An 18,266-nucleotide genomic window follows, 5' to 3' on the forward strand; every position below is an offset into this window, starting at 1 on the left:
GTTTCTTTTGGTGTATGGGCCTGTACATTTTGTGAGTGGTGTATTAGTTCAGATTAGATCTGATACTTCGATTTGAAAAGAAGAGAGTTACCCGCTTTGATTAAAGGCGCTGAATCTTAAATCAAAGCGGGTCTTCTCAATCGGTCGCGGTAGGAATAGCCGTTACCAGCTACCCCTACCGTGACCGATTTTTTAGCCTGATAAGCCACTTTTCCCGGACGTAGTGAACTGTCCCTTTTAAATGTCGGATGATTGTCTAACATTTGGGGGGCAGTTCATAAACCCGGGATCTTTATTAGTGTAATATATGGGTGAAAAGATCATCAATATCAATCAAGTATCGCCATTCTCCCTTATTTGTATATAAGGATAATTCATAATTTTCACCTGATTTTCCAATATATATTTCAGGGAAATTAACCCCTCGTGCAGCGAATTTAAAACAATGGCTTGCTCGATACTCGAACATCATATCTATAAGACTTTCATTATCCACATCTATTTTTTCGTAAAATTCATGTATGTAATAAGCAATAGAGTCAATACTACAATTATGATCAGGTAGATCAACATAGCGGATATTAGATTCATTATCTTTCATCCATAAAATAAACTCAGACACATTGACTTTCCCATGAAAAATAGAAAAATTTTCTTTATCTTTATATAAAATAAGGTTAATAAGATTACCTTCATCATATGATGATATTTCATCTAACAATACAATTCTTAATTTATACATCATCATTTTCCTTCAATCATTTTATTATACTCAGACTTACTGATATCACCTCTAGAGAGAAATTCTCGTAGTACTTTCGGAGGGGCTTCGTTGCCAGGTATTGGATAACCATGCCAACCACCGGCATTGTCTGGCTGAAACTCATATAATTTCCGTCAGCTATACCATAACGTTGCTTTCCACCTTGAATAGAATTATTCAAAACTTCTTGGGCTTTTGAATTAGTTAAATCCATTGGAGTACCCCAACCTCCAGGAGCATGTTTAGGGCTAGGGACGTATTCATTACTATCAGATAAATAGATTAGCTCATCTTTCGTTGGCCCATCAGGAATTGGTGTCACTGTCGTATTACTACCTACATCCGGCTTACCTTCCGTATTGCCGGTATGATTAGGGTATTTCCTTATATCACCGGATTGATCACCGCCGGTATGTGTTGGTAGGTTAGTTGGATTAGCAACTTGAGTGTATTTATCCTGAAGTGTATTTAGGTAACTCTGTGTGATTTCATCATTTCCCATCATCTGAAGCATAATCAGATGGTCTAAGTCTTCTGAAGAAATCTTATCAGCAATTTCCTTTGCCACTATTCCGGTTATACCCGCCTTAACGCCTATCTCCAGGACTTTTTCTGCCACTTTGGCTCGACATGGAGCAGCTATTGCACACCCTTCTGTTATCAGTTTTCCCAGGAAGTTATTATCCGTCGCATTCTTCCCGGCTTGAGCCCCGGTAATGGCGCTGGCGGTGGAGTCACCGGCAATACCGCCTGCCAATCCTGCTGCCAAGGTGGAAAGGGTGCTGATAGTTTGCTTCTGCTCCTCCGTTAACTCACTGACTTTGGCCCCGTCGCTGTAAAGTTGCGTAATCAGTACCTGAGCGGCCAGCTCACCGGAAGCAGCACCGGCTGCGCCTGACAAGGCATTATTGCCGCTGACCTCTGCCGCTACCGCGCCTAAAATCGCATGGGCCAGCGTATTGGTGGCAATATCCACCTGATGGGTTTGCGGGTCAGTCGTCAGCTCTTTTATCACCCCGGCCAGATACGGTGAAGCCCCTCCGGCCAGCGCCTGACCGAGATTATTCCCCGCTAAGCCCTGAATCGCTGCGGTGGCCGCCTGTAGGGCTTTCTGATAGGTTCCGCCGGTCCCCAAGCCCGATTCATTCAGCGCCTGCGTGTAAGCGGTGTCATAGATTTTTATTGATATCCGCTGGCGAGGGGTCTTTATTACCTGCGTTGATCAATTTTTCTCTGGCCGCGGCTTTGTCCGGTTCACTGATATGGTCCAGCTTCGCTTTCGCTGCTTTGGTGGCGATAATTTTCCCTTCGGTACTGGCTATCTCGGTCATCTGGGCGCTGAGTTCGCCAATCAGTTGCGACTGTTTCAGCCGTTGCTGTTCTTTTTCCTTATCAAATATCGGACTCAGGACATTCGCGGCATTATCGGTATCGCGACTTAAGTTCGCGACATCCTGCGTCTGGTGTGCCTTATCCCGGATAATCAGATTGCCACCACTGACGGCAGCGTGCGTGGTGCCGCTGTCATGGCCTGAGTTATGAGTCCCCGTCAGTCCATTGACCGCCAGATTATTGAGAACCTGACCGGCGGTCGGTTGGCCTAGGCTGACGCTCGCACTCTGCTGTTCAATGTTGTGGTTATGACAAATACCAGAATGGACAGTGGGAAGCTGGCAGTTTTGATGAACTGGAATTTGGTGAGGAAGATGGTGTCCGTAAGGTGATAGGGCCGGCCTACATTCTCGGCAATATTTCACATGACGGATGTTAGTGCGCTGACAATGTTATCCCGCAGGGAAATTCCTTGGGTGAATTGACAGAAAAAACAGGTTCAGGTTTACCTGAGCGTCTGATAACGCTATTGCCGGCGGATATGACGCCGGCGATTTACCCATTGGGGAATATTTCCTCTGAGGGGGCGTGTTCCCCCTTTTTTCAGGAACACGTTTTGTCTGCATTGATTAATCACAAAAAAGCGTTTATGGATTTATTGAATGAAACGGCGCGTTACCCTCATCGTTATCGGGTATTTGGCTATTTTGTGCCGTGTGCGGCGATTAGTCTGCATAATGCTGTTCGCCCAGACCGTAAGTTGGAACAACAGTATTTGCAAATCATAAAACATTATGAACCGGAAGATGTGAGCCGGTTATCTCAACTGCTTGTCCATGTCATCATAGGGTTGGAATGTGAACCCCATGATTTTCTTGGCAGCATTTTTATGGAGATGAATCTGGGCGGCAAGCATCTTAAACAATTCTTTACCCCCTGGCCCGTCAGCCTGGTAATGGCAGAAATGCAGTTGAGTGACATCGGGCCACGCTTAACGAAGCAACCTTTTTTACCTTATACGGCCGGCTTGTGGTGCGGTTGTATGGTCATTGCGATGGCGGAAATATTGAAAGCGTCGGGTTATAACCCTACCCGGCATATGTGGGTATCCTGTGTTGATATTGATGTTGTGGCTGCTTCGATGGCCTATATCCAGCTTTCTCTGCTGGGAATACCCGGTGAGGTGGTGATAGGTAATGCGCTGACAAATGAACGTCATCGGGTTATGTATACTCCGGTACACTGGCTGGGAAACTGGTCGTGTGTCGTCTCAGGAAAAATCGTAAGCAGCATGAAGTTCAAACGGTTTGAGACACTAGATTAAGCCAATTCCGGCTCTTGGGCCGGAGTTTTATCCAACAGGACGGAGATGAAAAATAAATCGATTAAAGTTGTTTTGTTTATCCCTGACACGTTTTGGTCTGAATCGGTAGTGCTTCCCAGATGCACTGGACACATTCTATTTCCCTTAATCCTTTCTTATCATGAGCCGTCATTTGCCTTTTGTACTTATCATGATTGATTCAACGAAATGACCGGATACACGCTTCGTTTACCCGTGACGGAATTGGAAACGTTTGAATCATTGCGTGTGGTTTTCATCGATTAATTTTTATTCCCGGAAAAGAGTTTTGCCTTGTCCCTGCCAGAGGATGTATTAGGGTTTTGGGAAAAAAGAGGAGATTAATCGTGTTGAAAAAAATTAAAATCCTGCTGGCGGGAACCTCCGCAGGAAAAAAGTCACTTCCACAACCCACCTCCATCCCAGAAACGGCCAAAGCAGGCTACTTTTTGCCGTCTGAGTCCAGGCTCTTGCTGGATATTTCCCGGCGACGGCAGTGTTTACAGTGTCTGTGGGACAACAGTGCATTACCTAAAACACACTATCAGGCATTGTGGCTGGCCCCGTTACATGAGTGTGTTGCATTGATGCAACAACTTCCGGCAGCTAAATCATTCCCTGTCGCAAGATAGGGAATTTTTTTGAACCGATGCAATTTCCCATCATTGACCCTTTGCTGATCAATTGGGAAATCTAAGCAACCGATATACAACATCGTGCTAATTAATTCATTGATTTTAGTTTGGATGGCTTGACAGTTGCAATAGAACTTGTAAGTATTGCGCTCGAACAAAAAAAGGACATCTGATTTCTCAGATATCCCGAATCTAGAATCCCTTTAATTAACATCGAAATATTGCATGATTGAATAATGACACGCGATGCATTTTTAGGTTCCAGTATCGAACGCCCGTTGAGCTTTTTTATCTCTCAACCAACGCGCTTTGGATTGGTGCCCGGAGGCGGAATCGAACCACCGACACGAGGATTTTCAATCCTCTGCTCTACCGACTGAGCTATCCGGGCAACGGGGCGCATTAAACCGTATTCGGTAGAACTCGTCAATAGATTTCTTTGGAAATAGTGATTTATGCTTTGAAATTATTCGATTAGCTAGCAATATAAGCAAAATAATAACGGAGAGTAGAAAAATTGCTCTCCGTTATTTTCTTAATATTTTAATGTTTTAATGATGATAGCCTTTCTGGGCAGTATTGACTTTCATCAAGTAACGACGTGATTCTGCTGATGGATGTTTGGTTGTCAGGGTTTCATAAACATCACCTGGTGCCATTTTATTGATAATTTGAGCCGCTTTTTTCTTATCGCTGGAAAATACCCGTAATACACTACCGGCACCACCGTTGTAAGCTGTTATTACCGCGTAACGGCGAGACGTTGCGTTAGTAATGTCACCCAAATAACTGTTTTGTAATATCGATAAATATGCTGTGCCGGCATCGATGTTGTTTTCTGGATCAAATAGATAACTACGGCTTGGTTGCCCTGATTTACCTTTCATCTTAAAGACATCACGGCCAGCAGTATGTTGTACAACTTGCATCAATCCAAGTGCATCAGAACGGCTGACTGCATAGGGATTAAAGCTGGATTCTATTTGCATAATTGCCAAAATTAGGGATTCATCTATGCCATATTTAATGGAAGCTTGACGAATCAGTGGCAGATATTTATGAGCACGTTTGTCCAGATGGTTTGGGACCAGTTGTATAGTGACAGACCAAATGACATGTAAACCGGATTGGCGTTTTTGTAATTTGTTGGCAATCAGATAATCTGCAAAGTGTGTTGCTCGCCATTCCCAACGAATCGGTTGGCCGTTATTGTCCATCACTTGTCCGTACAGAAAAGGTTCTTTACTGATTTGGATATCGTTAGTATCAGAGTAAAGATCAACGGAGCCCGGATCATCGCCCATTAATAAGGTCGTGATAATGGCTTTGCGTAAATAGGCTGTAGGGTCAATTGGAGAAATTGTTTCAATCGTGATCGCTCCAGCTTCAAAATTGATATGGCTGCGAGTCTGGTATTGATCAGTATATTTTACGTAATCTTTTGGGCCTGCAATTAATACTTCATGCAACCCCCAAATGTTCTCAATGTTATGAGCAAACTGGCCCATCAAAATGTCAAAACCATTGGTATCTTTTATATATTCTTCACGGTATTCACGATTTTTGTTGCTGGTACAGGAAACAAGAATTGGGGCAATAACAAACAGTGCTAACAGTTTTTTCATCTTACATTGCCATCTGGTATTGAATACAACATCAGAGCCGCTGGCTCTGATGAAAGCTAAATATTATTTTTCTGGTGGGGTATATCCATCAATTTGAATATCATGACCTTCGAACAGGAATTTAGCCATTTCCTGTTCAAGCAATTTACGATCTTCCGGGTTCATGGTATTGAGTTTTTTCTCATTGATCAGCATGGTTTGTTTGCTCATCCATTGTCCCCATGCTTCTTTAGAAATTTCATTGAAAATGCGTTTGCCCAATTCGCCCGGATAAAGCTGAAAATCCAGTCCTTCGGCTTCACGTTGTAAGAAAGTACAAAAAACAGTTCTGCTCATAATAAATCCTCAAAATAGTGGGTATGGGATTCAGCTCAGTTGCTGTAATAGATATTCAACTGGTGCTGCCAGCCCAACAGTTGCGGGTTGCTGTAAGTTATACCAAAGTCCTCTATTTTCATCCATGCAGGTAGTAAAGGATAAAATATTTATTTTTATCGGCACAATATCTAGATGAAAATGGCTAAATGTGTGGCGGAATGCGGTGAGTTGTTCATGTTTACTGTGAGAAATACCTGATTGTTCTAACCAGCCATTTAGTAAATCCATGCTCTCAAACTGAGGAAACGCAAACAAACCACCCCAGATCCCGGTTGGGGGGCGCTGTTCTAACCAGACAGAATCGTGATTCTGCATCAACAGGAAATAAGCTGTTTTCTCAGGAATGCTCTGTTTAGGTTTTTTCCCTGGATATTTGGTCCAGCTATGATTAGCGTAAGCAATACATCCTTGATTTAATGGGCAGATTTCACACTTCGGCTTGCTGCGAGTGCAAACCATTGCGCCTAAGTCCATCATCGCCTGATTAAAATATTCCACCTCTTGCGCTGGCGTTACATTGGTGCTGATTTGCCAGAGGTTGCTTTCAACCTCTTTTTTACCGGGCCAACCTTCCACGGCATAACAGCGGGCCAATACCCGTTTAACGTTGCCATCAAGAATCGGGAAATGTTTACCTTGAGAAAGTGAAAGGATTGCCCCCGCTGTTGAACGACCAACGCCAGGTAGGGCGACAACATCTTCAAAAGTTGTCGGGAATTTACCTTGGTGCCGCTCCACAACCTGTTGTGCTGCTTTATGTAAATTACGAGCGCGAGCATAGTAACCAAGGCCGGTCCATAAATGAAGGACTTCATCAAGGGGGGCTGCGGCAAGTGAAGCCACATCGGGAAAACGTGAAATAAAACGCTGAAAATAGGGAATAACCGTTGCAACTTGAGTTTGTTGCAACATTACTTCTGAAAGCCAGACGTGATAAGAGGTCTTTTCCAATTGCCAGGGCAGGGTTTTACGACCGTAACGATGGTACCAATCCAGTACCACTGCGGAGAATTGCTTTGCTTCCATCATTGGGATAATTGTCTTTAGGGAAAATCAATGTTTCGTGAATAGGATTGCAACATAGTGTAACCTCGCTGTAAACCGGAACTTTGTTTTCGCAGCGCTACGCAATTTCGTATTAAAATTGTACTTGTCACTATCGGACTTGCTAAAATCGCCCATCTTTGGATAATGCGCTCTCTTTTATACCCAATGGATTTCAAGATGGATCGCAACGGCAAGGGAGCGAATCCCCGGGAGCACAGAGAACTATGTGGCCGGGGGAGTGAGTGTAGCCGACAAAGAGGCAACTTGAAAGATGACGGGGATAGGTGGTTTGCTGGTAAAGCAGCCATAAACGGCTGAATAAATGCCTTTAAAACTGACAGAAATACCATGATAAATAACGTAATTTCGCCGGAATTTGATGAAAATGGCAGGACGTTGCGCCGTGTTAGGAGTTTTGTTCGTCGTCAGGGCCGGTTAACTAATCGTCAACAACAAGCTCTTGATAATCTCTGGCCAAAAATAGGTGTTGAGTATCAGGCAGAAAAGCTGGAGCTGGCAGCACTTTTTGGGCGAGAAGCCTCTGTGGTGTTGGAAATTGGCTTTGGCATGGGGGCATCACTTGTCACTATGGCAAGTCAGAATCCAGAAAAAGATTTTCTTGGGATTGAAGTTCATGCACCTGGTGTTGGCGCTTGTCTGGCTTCCGCAGAAGATGAAAATATTGGTAACTTGCGGGTGATGTGCCATGACGCGATTGAAGTGCTGGAAAACATGATCCCGGATAATAGTTTGGAAATGGTACAGCTTTTCTTTCCCGATCCGTGGCATAAAGCACGTCATAATAAACGCAGGATTGTACAGCCGCCATTTGCTGAACTGATAAGAAGCAAGTTGAAAGTGGGTGGCGTATTTCATATGGCGACTGACTGGCAGCCATATGCTGAGCATATGTTGGAAGTGATGAATGGCGTAGATAATTACCGTAATTTGTCTGAAAATGGTGATTATGTACCGCGTCCATCTTCACGCCCGATAACGAAATTTGAATTGCGCGGTCAGCGGTTGGGGCATGGCGTATGGGACATAATGTTTAAGAGGATTAAGTAATGGCTAAAAACCGCAGTCGTCGTTTGCGTAAAAAGATGCATATTGATGAATTTAAGGAATTGGGTTTTTCTGTTAAGTGGAGTTTCCCGTCTAATACACCTGTAGATATTATCGATAGCACTGTTGATGCATTTATTGATGAGCTGATTGAATCTAATGGCTTAGCATTGGATGCCAGCGGTTATCTGCATTGGGAAGGCTTAATCTGTTTGCAAAAAATTGGTATGTGTACAGAAGAACACCGCCAATTGGTTGAAAAATGGTTGAAGGATCGCGGTATGGAAGATGTCATGACCTCCGAATTGTTTGATGTTTGGTGGGATTGATTAATCTATACCCTATGGATGTCAAGATGCATCACGACGGCAAGGGAGCGAATCCTCGGGAGCATAGTTAACTATGTGACTGGGGTGAGTGAGCGCAGCCGACAAAGAGGCAACTTGAAAGATAACGGGTATATCGCTATAAAATAGCTTGCATGAATTACAACAGGGGCCTTGGTGATTAATGAGCGTCCCTGTCTGGAGTAAAATCAGTGAGTACAACGTTCTCTAATACGTTATTGTCGGATATTTTGCGGCAAGTTCGTCCCCTGATTGGCCAAGGGAAAGTGGCAAATTATATTCCTGCATTGGCGGAAGTTCCTGCTGATAACCTGGCAATAGCTATCTGTACCATCGATGGGCAGATATTTCATGCCGGAGATGCTGAGAAGCGTTTTTCGATTCAATCTATTTCTAAGGTATTAAGCCTGACTCTAGCCATGACGCGTTATCAGGAACAAGAGATCTGGCAACGGGTTGGGCAGGAACCTTCTGGTCAGCCGTTTAACTCATTAGTTCAGTTGGAACTGGAAAAAGGCAAACCCCGTAACCCTTTTATTAACGCGGGTGCATTAATTGTCTGTGACATGTTGCAGTCGCGATTGAGTGCACCGAAACAGCGTATGCTGGAAGTGGTGCGCAAACTTGCTGGTTGTCCTGATATTTGTTACGACAGCAAAGTTTCTCGTTCTGAAATGGAACATTCTCACCGCAATGCGGCGATTGCCTATCTGATGAAATCTTTCGGTAATTTCGATAATGATGTGCTTGCGGTACTGCAAACTTATTTTCATTATTGCGCTTTGAAAATGAACTGTATTGAGCTTGCAAAATGTTTCATTTATTTGGCGAATCAGGGGAGTACGATAGGTTCTGAGCAACAAATCCTTAGTCCTCGTCAGGCCCGGCAGATTAATGCATTGATGATGACCTGTGGTATGTATGATGGTTCCGGCGAGTTTGCATTTAGGATTGGTATGCCAGGCAAATCGGGCGTTGGTGGTGGGATCGTGTGTATCGTGCCAGGAGAGTTTACTGTTGCTGTCTGGTCACCGGAATTGGATCGATCGGGGAACTCTTTAGCGGGTTGTGCTGCCCTAGAATTGTTAGCCGATCGTGTTGGGCGATCCGTTTTTTAACTCTCAATCCGTTTTTTAATTCTCAGGTGATTTTCTTAGGAGAAAACATGTTACGCAAAATTATCACTGTTGCATCTTTGCTATTTGTTGCTCAGGCTCAGGCAGGTTATGAATGCCAGGTAAATCCACAGAATGACATTATTATTACTTCTCAATCAGTTCAGGTTGTGGGGGCAAGTGGCAATCTCCAGATTTCACCGGATGGTTCAGTAATTCGTGATGGTAAGAACTTAAGTTTAAATACTGAACAGCGTCAAAAAGCCCAACGTTATCAGCAGGCTTTACGACAGGATTTGCCTTGGATTAAACAAGAAACCGGAAAACACTTGATAACAGCCCGTAAATCCTTGGATAAAGTAGTAGTAGATACTATTGGCAAGGATAGCAATGTGCGTAATCGGTTGTCTGAGCTTGAGTCAGGGCTTAACCAGCAAATAGACCGAATTATTGAAACTCGTTCTAATGGTATGGCATTCCATCATCAAGCGATTAAGCAGGTTGAAAAAGATAGCCGTAGCTTAATCGAGCAAAGTCTTGGTGGGGTGTTACAGGACAGTATTAATGAGATTGGCAATAAACAATTTAGCCTGAATGGTGATAATAATCAGGCATTACAATCGTTGCTTGGTAGCTTGGGTGGATTGCAGAATAATTTGAAAGCTGAATGGCGGGTTCAGGAAGAAGATTTCCAGCGTTTTGGCAAAGAGGTTTGCGGTAAGGTCAGTGGCCTTGAGCAACAAAGAATTGAGTTACTGAATTCTATTAAATAATTTCTAATAATCACAAATAAGAATCAATTTGAAATTGATTCTTATTTAGATTGACATATTTTTTTCGCTACCTAGAATGCAAATGTTTACTAAATATCCTTTCTTGGAGTGCGATATATGAAAAAGATAATCCCTGTCGTTCTGGTATCGTTATTTGCTGTTGCAAGCCATTCCGCATTTAGTCAGAAATCTTCTGTAGTTGAACCAAATATAGTTACACCCAATGTAGTTACAGCTCAGACTAATGATAAGATCACAGTTAAGCACCTTTCCGGTGAAACTGAGGTCAAAAAAAATCCTCAGAAAGTCGTTTCATTTGATTTCGGTATTTATGATTCATTAGTTAAATTAGGTTTATCAGATAGGGTTGTTGCATTACCTACTGGTAATACTCCTGAATATCTCCGTAATAGCTTACCTAAAGGGGTAGAAAATGCGGGGGGGATGAAAGAGCCAAATCTGGAAAAATTGGCGCAAATTAAACCTGATTTGATCGTTATTAGCGGGCGTCAAACTTCTTCCTATGAAAAGCTGTCAAAAATAGCACCGACAATTAATCTGGGAATTGATAGCAAAAATTATCTGGCTTCAGTTGAAAGTAACATAACGTTATTAGGTGAATTGTTTAATAAACAGAGTGAAGTGAAAGATCAACTTGCTGAGCTGGAAAAAACCATTGCTAAAGCTCAGGATAAAGCTAAATCTTCTGATGCAAAAGTTTTAGTATTACTGCATAACGCAGGTAAATTAGCTCTGAATAACCAGAGCGTAGTGTATGACGTGGTTAAGGCACAGAAAGCAGAAGTATCTATTCCTGCTGGTGAAGATAAAAACAAATTTGTTGTAGTGACTTCTGATATGATTGCTAAGGCCAATCCTGATGTGATTCTCATTATTGACCGTAGTGAAGCAATTGGTGCAGGTAAGCTGGACAAAGAAAAATTTGAAGATGATAAAATAAAGTCTACTTCAGCGTATAAGAATGGCAAAATTACTTACCTGAAATCTGATCTGTGGTATTTATCAGGTGGTGGTTTGGAAAGCTTAACTGCACAAGTTAATGCTGTAGCTGATGCCCTTTAATCAGGCCGCTTTTGTTATGTTGAATTGGGCTGTGATTGAAGTTCTATAGTGCGTTGTTTTAGAGCCTATCCCAGTAGCCTTAATGGGATAGGCTGTTAGTTTGACAGTTAATATTACCGGTGACTATCAGATTTAATTTCAGTTGTTTATATTGGAAGAAACTTATAATAAATAATAAGTTCTTTCATAGTTAAATAAGATTACAAATAAAGGTTTTATGGGCAAACATGAACTGCGTTTGCCGCATCAATCCCCAATGTAGCTATAGCAGCACCAGCCATAGCTAGTTCTGCAATAAATGCGGCTCCATCTGTAGCAAACCATATAGTTAATTGTGCTGCTGCGGTTACCCCAGTAATTACCCAGTCATACCAATGCATTGAGTCCTTTAATGCCTTGATTATTCCAGAAAAACCTACAGCATTCTTAATTTCAGAAATTAATGACCAAATAATCTTCGCTTTATCAAGAATAGAAGTCGCATTTTTAAAGTCTTCGATTGTAGCAAGTAATCCACGTAGAGTATCCTGGCCTAACTCTTTTAATAATGCGCGTGTGGCTGCACGAGTTTCAGCTTCATTTATACCTAAAAATTGGAATACAAGACCAAAAGCATCAGCAACAACCGTACCAATGGCAAGAATACATGGAGATACACCTGCGTATTCAATTGGTTTTAATTCTCTATCAATGCGAAGATGAGTTAAATTATTAAGGAGTAATCTCTTGTGAGCATCATTTACAACCATGTCAAGGTTGATATTTGCTTTTTGGTAATCCGAAAGTTGATCATAAAAATCTTTATAATACGGAGTCAGTGCTGTAGCGAGGTCTTCTTTGGATAAAGTATATAACATTTCTTTATTTTCAATGTTCATTTTTTATTCCTAATTTCCTATTCCTATTAAAGTTAAAAATGATTCTTGAGAATGCTTGTGCTTATCAATAAAAATATAACAGAAAGAAAATTAAGTGTAATCTTAATTGAGATAACTTAAGTAATATTATTGTGTTGTAATTCACAGATATTAAAAATTATAGCTTTAATCTTGTAATAAATATAATTTTATTAAAATGCAATTAATGTGTATTTTAACAATCAATATTAATTATTATCTACATGGGTAAATATATTTATAGGAAAGTTAACGAATGTTTATTTTGTTTTTTACATGCTGGATTTTTATTGTTGATAATTTAATTGTTATTTTAATGCTTTAATTGAGTTGTGACTTATATATTATTTAATTTGTGATTACAGTAATGATATATAAAATATAATGATTTTATATATTGGATGTATCAGTCTTGATAGAATATTCAAGTCATTCTTCGGTTATTAATTTTCTTGGTATAAAAGTTATGATTATTTAAGTACAGCTATAAATGAGTATTATTTATAGTTATCCTCTTCATTTTGATAAAAATGATGTGTTATCAACTCTATTAACCGTTGGGGACCGGAGATTTTTTAGTGTTATAGCTATTGATTGAGACACTGCGCATTTAGTTATCCTCGTCTAACGAGGAGCTCCTACTGTGAAGTTCAGTAAGGGGCAATGCATTGTATACCCGTCATCTTTCAAGTTGCCTCTTTGTTGGCTGCACTCGCTCACCCCGGTCACATAGTTTGCTATGCTCTCGGGGATTCACTCCTTTGCCGTCGCGATGCATCTTGAAATCCATAGGGTATTATAGATAAACTCGAAACTAATAGCGGTATACGAGTTTATGCACACGATGATCTTTGTGAAACTGAATTTTCCAAAAGCAATTCTTGTACTAGAGAAATAGTTCCAATAATGAATTTAGGAATAGTTTACCTTTTTGCGTAATTTGCCAGTGTGTTACTGTTTCAGAGAGATAACCTGCGGCTAGGGCTTGTTCAATTTGAGCACGGATTGAGGTCGCAGATAATCCGGTGAAATCACTGAAATCTTGTTTTGGCATCATTTCAAGTAAACGGAATCGGTTCATAAAAAATTCAAATGGCCGATCTTCATTTTCTACCTGATGCTGTTTATCTAGATAGCGTCCTTGCATATATCCGCGGGGATGTTTGGTTTTCACTGTACGCAGAATACGGCCATCTTCAAATGTGATTTTTCCATGAGCGCCACAGCCAATACCAAGGTAATCTCCAAAGCGCCAGTAGTTGAGATTATGCTGGCATTGATAGCCTGTTTTGGCATAAGCAGAAGTTTCATATTGCTGATAACCCGCTGCTGTCAGCAATTGGTGACCTTGTGAAAAGATATCCCATAAAGCGTCATCGTCGGGCAGAACGGGAGGGCGAGAGCCAAAGCTGGTATTAGGTTCAATAGTCAACTGATACCATGAAAGATGCGGTGGTGATAACTCGATTGCTTGACGTAAATCATCTAGCGCCTCATCAAGGCTTTGGTTCGGCAAACCATGCATCAAATCGAGATTAAAACTGCGTAGCCCCAGACTAGCGGCTAAATGTGCTGCCCGTTTGGCTTCATCTGGCCCGTGAATACGGCCAAGACGTGCCAGTTTATCCGGGCTGAAACTCTGCACGCCAATGGATATTCGGTTAATACCCGCTTGTTGATAACCACTAAAGCGGTCGGCTTCCACAGTGCCCGGATTAGCTTCCATAGTAATTTCAGCTTGTGGCGATACTGGCAGCAGGGCACGGACACCATCCAGCAATTGTTGCATTGCCTGTGAGCTAAGCAGGCTAGGGGTTCCACCACCAATAAAGATAGTGGTAACTTCCCGACCATTGACCATTGGCAGATCCGTTTTCAGATCTGCCAATAGATGGTCAACATACTCTTGGTGCGGAACATCACCTTTCAATGCATGAGAGTTGAAATCACAGTAAGGACACTTTTGTACACACCACGGAATATGGATATAAAGACTTAGTGGTGGGAGCTTAAGCATTACGTAGTGTATCCAACATCATCTTTAGTGCCTGACCACGATGCGAAACGGCATTTTTTTGTTCACCAGTTAATTCAGCGGCAGTACACCCTAATTCCGGTATGTAGAAGATAGGATCATAACCAAACCCACCATTACCGGCGGGTTGGCGGGCGATAATCCCCGGCCAGCGGCCATGAAATACCAGTGGTGTTGGATCTTCCGCGTGGCGTATATAAACCAGCACACAGTTAAACTGAGCTTGACGTTGATCATCAGGAATATCTTTCATCGAATCTAGCAGTTTTTCTAGATTTTGCTGATCGGTGCTGTTTTCACCTGCATAACGAGCTGAATAGATGCCTGGAGCGCCGCCAAGGATGTCTACGGATAGACCAGAATCATCCGCAATTGCCGGCAGGCCGGTAACTTGTGCTGCGTGGCGAGCTTTAAGAATGGCATTTTCAATAAATGTCAGCCCAGTCTCTTCGGCTGAATCTACGCCTAATTCAGTTTGAGCAACAATATCCAGACCAAAATCAGCCAGTAATTGTGCCAGTTCACGAACTTTTCCGGGGTTGCCGGTTGCCAGAACGACTTTTTGCATTATTTTGAATCCAATTTAATTCTTATTTACTGTATCAGCCATGAAAGAACATCAGCGCGAAGATAGTTCAGTGCGTAGAGGATCAAAATGACGATCATTGCTGAAAAATCAAGGCCGCCCATTGTTGGGATAATACGGCGGATAGGTGCCATCAACGGTTCTGTCAGTTGCATCAGAACATAGTCAATCGGATTGCGCCCCTGGCTTATCCAGCTTAGCAAAGCACGTGCCAGCACTAACCAAAATACCAGTTTACCTGCTGCTGTCAGCAACTCGATTAACCCGATGGGAAGGAGAAGCGCGTGGAAAGCAACCTCGCCGCTATTGAACAAAATTTGCGTGATAAATTTAAACAATACCAAAAAGTATGCGACAACAATGGAGGCCGTATCGAGCGATCCAATAGCCGGTATAACTCGGCGTAACGGCCGAACGATCGGTTGAGTCATTTTCACAATAAATTGGGCAAATGGATTATAAAAATCACAGCGAGCCCACTGCATCCATACACGAAGTAATAAAACAGCAATGTATAAATCCAGAACTGTGAATAGAATAAAGGTTAAAAATTGCATTTAGCAGCCTTGATAAAATTAAAAGTGTTTTTCCATTTCCTGTGCCCGGCGAATAGCCGCTTGCATAGCGTTGGATACGGTTTCCGGCAATTTGCCTTCGTAAAAGATACGTAATGCTTCCGCAGTAGTACCGCCTTTAGATGTTACCTGTTCACGCAGGGTTGCAAAAGGGAGATCTACATTTGATGCGGCCAGTGCCGCAGAACCTATTGCCGTTTGCAAAACAATTTCACGGGCTGTTTGGCTATCAAAACCTAAACGTTCTGCTTCCTGTTGCATTGACTCCATAAATAGGAAGAAATAAGCGGGTGCACTGCCTGCTACGGCGATAATGTCATTGATGCCGTTTTCATCTTTTAGCCAGTAAGTTTTACCGACACTGTTCATTAATGCTTGAGTAAAATCACGGTCAGACTGGCCGACTTGTTCAGATGCGAATAATCCACTCAACCCCTGACCAATTAATGCCGGCGTGTTTGGCATAATGCGGACAATATTGAGTTTGTTTTGTAATAAAGCATCAAAGCGTGCAACGGAAATACCTGAGGCGATAGACAAAACCAGTTTGTTACTGAAATCTACGTTTTCTTTCAGCGGCTGACAAACATCTGCCATCACTTGTGGTTTTACCGCCAGAATAACAACGTCAGCTTCCTGTGCGTAGCGAATATTGTCACTACCGCTGTTAACGCCATACTCTTTTGCCAAGGCATCACGGCGAGTATGACTTGGTGCGCATATATTAATCAGCTCAGCAGGGTACCCTCCTTTTACCAATCCGGCTATGATGGCGTGAGCCATATTACCCGCACCAATAAAGGTAATTTTACGTTTTTCCATTAAATACCTCGTAGCGTTGAAATGGTTAATTGTGATATTGACGGGTACCGAAAATTGCTGTTCCAATTCGTACTAATGTGGAACCGCAATTAATAGCCGCAGCCATATCATCAGTCATCCCCATTGAGAGGGTATCTATTTGAGAATATTCAGTTTTCAGATTAAGAAAGGCTTGCTCCATTCTCCTGAAAACCACCAATTGACGTTCATAATCAGGTTCCAGCGCCGGGATTGCCATTAAACCGCGGAGCTTTATGTTTGGTAGTTTGTTCACTTCGGCAGCCAGAGTAGGTAGTTCATCAAGTTGAATACCTGATTTGCTCTGTTCATCACTGATATTTATTTGAATAAGAATATTCAGTGGTTCCATTCCCTTTGGACGTTGTTCGTTCAAGCGTTGTGCTATTTTTAAGCGGTCAATGGTATGGCACCAGTTAAAATTTTCTGCCACCAAACGGCTTTTATTAGACTGTAACGGACCGATAAAGTGCCATACCAAATCGTTACAATTTGCAAAATAAGCAATTTTTTCCACACCTTCCTGCACATAATTTTCACCAAACTGGCGTTGCCCGGCAGCGATTGCTTTTTCGATATCTTCCACAGGTTTGGTTTTACTAACTGCAAGCAAGGTAATTTCTTCTGGAGCGCGTTCGCATTTCTGTGCGGCAATGGCGATGTGGGTCCTGACATCTTGTAAATTTTGTTCGATATTGTTCATGGTGACTCAGGAGATTAAAAAATGAATATGGATAAGTTAGTGGCCCTTAGTGTAAAGCATAATGCTTCAGATCTGCATCTTTGTATTGGACAAGTTCCTGTATTACGTATAAATGGAGTGCTTTGCCCGCAAACTCAACTGTCATCTGTAAATAATCTATTGTTGGAAGAGTGGAGTAGACAGTTTTTATCAGAAAATCAGCGACAACAGTTATTAACTGGTGGACATGTGGATTTTGCGCTGGAGACAGAAAATGGTCAACGATTGAGAGGCAACATCTTTCGTCAGCACTCTGGGTTGTCAGCCGTTTTGCGTTTAATTCACTCTCGGTGTTCAACCCTAGAACAGCTAAAAGCACCTGAAATTATCCGTGAAATGGCTTTGCGGGAAGAGAGTGGGTTGATTCTAGTGACCGGCGCTACAGGCAGCGGGAAGTCGACAACGTTAACTGCTATTGTGGATATGCTGAACAGCCACAGTTGTCAGCACATAATTACATTGGAAGATCCCGTGGAATTTATCCACCACAGCCGCAATTGTCTGATACAACAGCGACAAATTGGATTGGATTCGCCCAGTTATCAGGCCGCGTTAAAAGGGGCTCTGCGGCAAGATCCTGATGTATTGCTGTTGGGTGAGTTGCGGGATAAGGAGACAATACGTTTGGCGTTAACTGCGGCAGAGACTGGGCATCTAGTATTATCGACTTTGCATACCAGAGGTGCTGTGCAGGCAATTGATCGGTTGGTAGATATTTTCTCTGCTGAAGAAAAAGGATGGGTACGTAGTCAGCTAGCAGGCAGTTTGAAAGCCGTGATAGCACAGCAATTAGTTTCTGCACTGGGAGGGGGGCGAATTGCTGTATATGAAGTATTGGTGGTTAACCAGGCTGTGAGTCATCTGATACGAGAAGGAAAAAATCATCAAATAACAACGCTTATGCAGACGGGCGCTGCCAGTGGGATGCAAACCTACGAACAAGGCTGGCAGCAGCGTAAATTGCAGGGATTACTGGCAGAGCAAACGGAGAGGTAGGTTAAAGAAAATGCTATCAGTTAATCGCGAATCGCGGTTATACGATTACTGTTAATTGATCGCTGTTACTGTTAGTTGATCGTTATTACAT

19 protein-coding genes, 1 tRNA gene and 2 pseudogenes are annotated in these 18,266 nt (G+C 42.3%); 9 read left to right on the forward strand and 13 right to left on the reverse strand.

Annotated elements, in window-relative coordinates:
- Nucleotides 1–116 precede the first annotated feature (116 nt).
- The 3 genes and pseudogenes from EAE91_RS00005 to EAE91_RS24860 all read right to left on the reverse strand — a co-directional run.
- Nucleotides 117–263 (reverse strand): hypothetical protein, encoded by a 147-nt coding sequence (locus tag EAE91_RS00005; RefSeq protein ID WP_214086718.1) that lies wholly within the window; start codon nt 261–263, stop codon nt 117–119.
- Between the two features lie 32 nt (nt 264–295).
- A complete protein-coding gene (locus EAE91_RS00010) occupies nt 296–742 on the reverse strand; it encodes a hypothetical protein (RefSeq protein ID WP_214086719.1) in 447 nt (148 codons plus the stop codon).
- Between the two features lie 691 nt (nt 743–1,433).
- Nucleotides 1,434–2,397, reverse strand: a pseudogene (locus EAE91_RS24860) (VENN motif pre-toxin domain-containing protein); the annotation flags it as partial.
- Between EAE91_RS24860 and EAE91_RS23975 the strand changes: the two are divergent.
- The 3 genes and pseudogenes from EAE91_RS23975 to EAE91_RS00025 form a co-directional block, all read left to right on the forward strand.
- A pseudogene (locus EAE91_RS23975) lies at nt 2,397–2,534 on the forward strand (DUF1281 domain-containing protein); the annotation flags it as partial. The pseudogenes EAE91_RS24860 and EAE91_RS23975 overlap by 1 nt on opposite strands.
- Nucleotides 2,535–2,567: 33 nt before the next feature.
- Nucleotides 2,568–3,419, forward strand: coding sequence for a DNA methyltransferase family protein (locus EAE91_RS00020; protein WP_244868576.1), 852 nt, complete (start codon nt 2,568–2,570; stop codon nt 3,417–3,419).
- A gap of 365 nt (nt 3,420–3,784) precedes the next feature.
- Nucleotides 3,785–4,069 carry a TraI domain-containing protein gene (locus EAE91_RS00025; RefSeq protein WP_247982967.1) on the forward strand — a complete coding sequence of 95 codons (285 nt, stop codon included), beginning with the start codon at nt 3,785–3,787 and terminating at the stop codon, nt 4,067–4,069.
- 318 nt (nt 4,070–4,387) lie between these two features.
- On the opposite strand, the gene EAE91_RS00030 is transcribed toward EAE91_RS00025, so the two are convergent.
- The 4 genes from EAE91_RS00030 to mutY form a co-directional block, all read right to left on the reverse strand.
- Nucleotides 4,388–4,463 (reverse strand) — tRNA-Phe (locus EAE91_RS00030).
- A gap of 160 nt (nt 4,464–4,623) precedes the next feature.
- Nucleotides 4,624–5,697 carry a membrane-bound lytic murein transglycosylase MltC gene (gene mltC, locus EAE91_RS00035; RefSeq protein ID WP_214086720.1) on the reverse strand — a complete coding sequence of 358 codons (1,074 nt, stop codon included), beginning with the start codon at nt 5,695–5,697 and terminating at the stop codon, nt 4,624–4,626.
- A 63-nt stretch (nt 5,698–5,760) separates the two neighbouring features.
- On the reverse strand, nt 5,761–6,033 hold the full coding sequence (locus EAE91_RS00040) for an oxidative damage protection protein (RefSeq protein WP_036776906.1): 273 nt from the start codon (nt 6,031–6,033) through the stop codon (nt 5,761–5,763).
- A 30-nt stretch (nt 6,034–6,063) separates the two neighbouring features.
- Nucleotides 6,064–7,104 (reverse strand): A/G-specific adenine glycosylase, encoded by a 1,041-nt coding sequence (gene mutY / locus EAE91_RS00045; protein WP_214086721.1) that lies wholly within the window; start codon nt 7,102–7,104, stop codon nt 6,064–6,066.
- A 366-nt stretch (nt 7,105–7,470) separates the two neighbouring features.
- On the opposite strand from mutY, the gene trmB reads away from it, so the two are divergent.
- From trmB to EAE91_RS00070, 5 genes are all read left to right on the forward strand, one after another.
- Entirely contained in the window at nt 7,471–8,190 is a 720-nt protein-coding gene (gene trmB / locus EAE91_RS00050) for a tRNA (guanosine(46)-N7)-methyltransferase TrmB (RefSeq protein ID WP_214086722.1), read from the forward strand.
- Complete coding sequence (locus EAE91_RS00055; protein ID WP_049583164.1) at nt 8,190–8,516, forward strand: YggL family protein; 327 nt, start codon at nt 8,190–8,192, stop codon at nt 8,514–8,516. Before trmB ends, EAE91_RS00055 begins: the two co-directional genes overlap by 1 nt.
- Before the next feature lie 209 nt (nt 8,517–8,725).
- Entirely contained in the window at nt 8,726–9,652 is a 927-nt protein-coding gene (gene glsB / locus EAE91_RS00060; protein WP_214086723.1) for a glutaminase B, read from the forward strand.
- A 47-nt stretch (nt 9,653–9,699) separates the two neighbouring features.
- Nucleotides 9,700–10,422, forward strand: a complete 723-nt coding sequence (locus EAE91_RS00065) for a YggN family protein (RefSeq protein ID WP_214086724.1) — start codon at nt 9,700–9,702, stop codon at nt 10,420–10,422.
- Between the two features lie 117 nt (nt 10,423–10,539).
- Nucleotides 10,540–11,505, forward strand: coding sequence for a siderophore ABC transporter substrate-binding protein (locus tag EAE91_RS00070; protein ID WP_214086725.1), 966 nt, complete (start codon nt 10,540–10,542; stop codon nt 11,503–11,505).
- Between the two features lie 215 nt (nt 11,506–11,720).
- Here EAE91_RS00070 and EAE91_RS00075 read toward each other — a convergent pair whose 3' ends face one another.
- The 6 genes from EAE91_RS00075 to EAE91_RS00100 all read right to left on the reverse strand — a co-directional run bounded on the left by EAE91_RS00075 (nt 11,721) and on the right by EAE91_RS00100 (nt 17,140).
- Entirely contained in the window at nt 11,721–12,383 is a 663-nt protein-coding gene (locus EAE91_RS00075) for a hypothetical protein (protein WP_214086726.1), read from the reverse strand.
- A gap of 904 nt (nt 12,384–13,287) precedes the next feature.
- Nucleotides 13,288–14,418, reverse strand: a complete 1,131-nt coding sequence (hemW, locus tag EAE91_RS00080) for a radical SAM family heme chaperone HemW (protein WP_214086727.1) — start codon at nt 14,416–14,418, stop codon at nt 13,288–13,290.
- Nucleotides 14,411–15,004 (reverse strand): XTP/dITP diphosphatase, encoded by a 594-nt coding sequence (locus EAE91_RS00085; RefSeq protein WP_214086728.1) that lies wholly within the window; start codon nt 15,002–15,004, stop codon nt 14,411–14,413. The genes hemW and EAE91_RS00085 overlap by 8 nt, the downstream gene beginning before the upstream one ends.
- Nucleotides 15,005–15,030: 26 nt before the next feature.
- Nucleotides 15,031–15,579 carry a YggT family protein gene (locus EAE91_RS00090; RefSeq protein WP_214086729.1) on the reverse strand — a complete coding sequence of 183 codons (549 nt, stop codon included), beginning with the start codon at nt 15,577–15,579 and terminating at the stop codon, nt 15,031–15,033.
- A gap of 18 nt (nt 15,580–15,597) precedes the next feature.
- Entirely contained in the window at nt 15,598–16,419 is an 822-nt protein-coding gene (gene proC, locus EAE91_RS00095; RefSeq protein WP_214086730.1) for a pyrroline-5-carboxylate reductase, read from the reverse strand.
- Between the two features lie 25 nt (nt 16,420–16,444).
- A complete protein-coding gene (locus EAE91_RS00100; protein WP_214086731.1) occupies nt 16,445–17,140 on the reverse strand; it encodes a YggS family pyridoxal phosphate-dependent enzyme in 696 nt (231 codons plus the stop codon).
- A gap of 21 nt (nt 17,141–17,161) precedes the next feature.
- On the opposite strand from EAE91_RS00100, the gene EAE91_RS00105 reads away from it, so the two are divergent.
- Entirely contained in the window at nt 17,162–18,175 is a 1,014-nt protein-coding gene (locus tag EAE91_RS00105) for a type IV pilus twitching motility protein PilT (RefSeq protein WP_214086732.1), read from the forward strand.
- Nucleotides 18,176–18,266 lie beyond the last annotated feature (91 nt).

Origin of the sequence: Photorhabdus noenieputensis (genome assembly GCF_018448935.1) — a bacterium.
Classification (GTDB): domain Bacteria; phylum Pseudomonadota; class Gammaproteobacteria; order Enterobacterales; family Enterobacteriaceae; genus Photorhabdus; species Photorhabdus noenieputensis.

Bases quoted from the DNA above. Each gene is read 5' to 3' on its own strand.
- EAE91_RS00075 (WP_214086726.1), bottom strand. From the start codon at position 12,383: ATGAACATTGAAAATAAAGAAATGTTATATACTTTATCCAAAGAAGAC.
- EAE91_RS00065 (WP_214086724.1), top strand. From the start codon at position 9,700: ATGTTACGCAAAATTATCACTGTTGCATCTTTGCTATTTGTTGCTCAG.
- EAE91_RS00040 (WP_036776906.1), bottom strand. From the start codon at position 6,033: ATGAGCAGAACTGTTTTTTGTACTTTCTTACAACGTGAAGCCGAAGGA.
- trmB (WP_214086722.1), top strand. From the start codon at position 7,471: ATGATAAATAACGTAATTTCGCCGGAATTTGATGAAAATGGCAGGACG.
- EAE91_RS00010 (WP_214086719.1), bottom strand. From the start codon at position 742: ATGTATAAATTAAGAATTGTATTGTTAGATGAAATATCATCATATGAT.
- mutY (WP_214086721.1), bottom strand. From the start codon at position 7,104: ATGATGGAAGCAAAGCAATTCTCCGCAGTGGTACTGGATTGGTACCAT.
- mltC (WP_214086720.1), bottom strand. From the start codon at position 5,697: ATGAAAAAACTGTTAGCACTGTTTGTTATTGCCCCAATTCTTGTTTCC.
- proC (WP_214086730.1), bottom strand. From the start codon at position 16,419: ATGGAAAAACGTAAAATTACCTTTATTGGTGCGGGTAATATGGCTCAC.
- hemW (WP_214086727.1), bottom strand. From the start codon at position 14,418: ATGCTTAAGCTCCCACCACTAAGTCTTTATATCCATATTCCGTGGTGT.
- EAE91_RS00090 (WP_214086729.1), bottom strand. From the start codon at position 15,579: ATGCAATTTTTAACCTTTATTCTATTCACAGTTCTGGATTTATACATT.
- EAE91_RS00100 (WP_214086731.1), bottom strand. From the start codon at position 17,140: ATGAACAATATCGAACAAAATTTACAAGATGTCAGGACCCACATCGCC.
- EAE91_RS00105 (WP_214086732.1), top strand. From the start codon at position 17,162: ATGAATATGGATAAGTTAGTGGCCCTTAGTGTAAAGCATAATGCTTCA.
- EAE91_RS00055 (WP_049583164.1), top strand. From the start codon at position 8,190: ATGGCTAAAAACCGCAGTCGTCGTTTGCGTAAAAAGATGCATATTGAT.
- EAE91_RS00085 (WP_214086728.1), bottom strand. From the start codon at position 15,004: ATGCAAAAAGTCGTTCTGGCAACCGGCAACCCCGGAAAAGTTCGTGAA.
- EAE91_RS00005 (WP_214086718.1), bottom strand. From the start codon at position 263: ATGTTAGACAATCATCCGACATTTAAAAGGGACAGTTCACTACGTCCG.
- EAE91_RS00070 (WP_214086725.1), top strand. From the start codon at position 10,540: ATGAAAAAGATAATCCCTGTCGTTCTGGTATCGTTATTTGCTGTTGCA.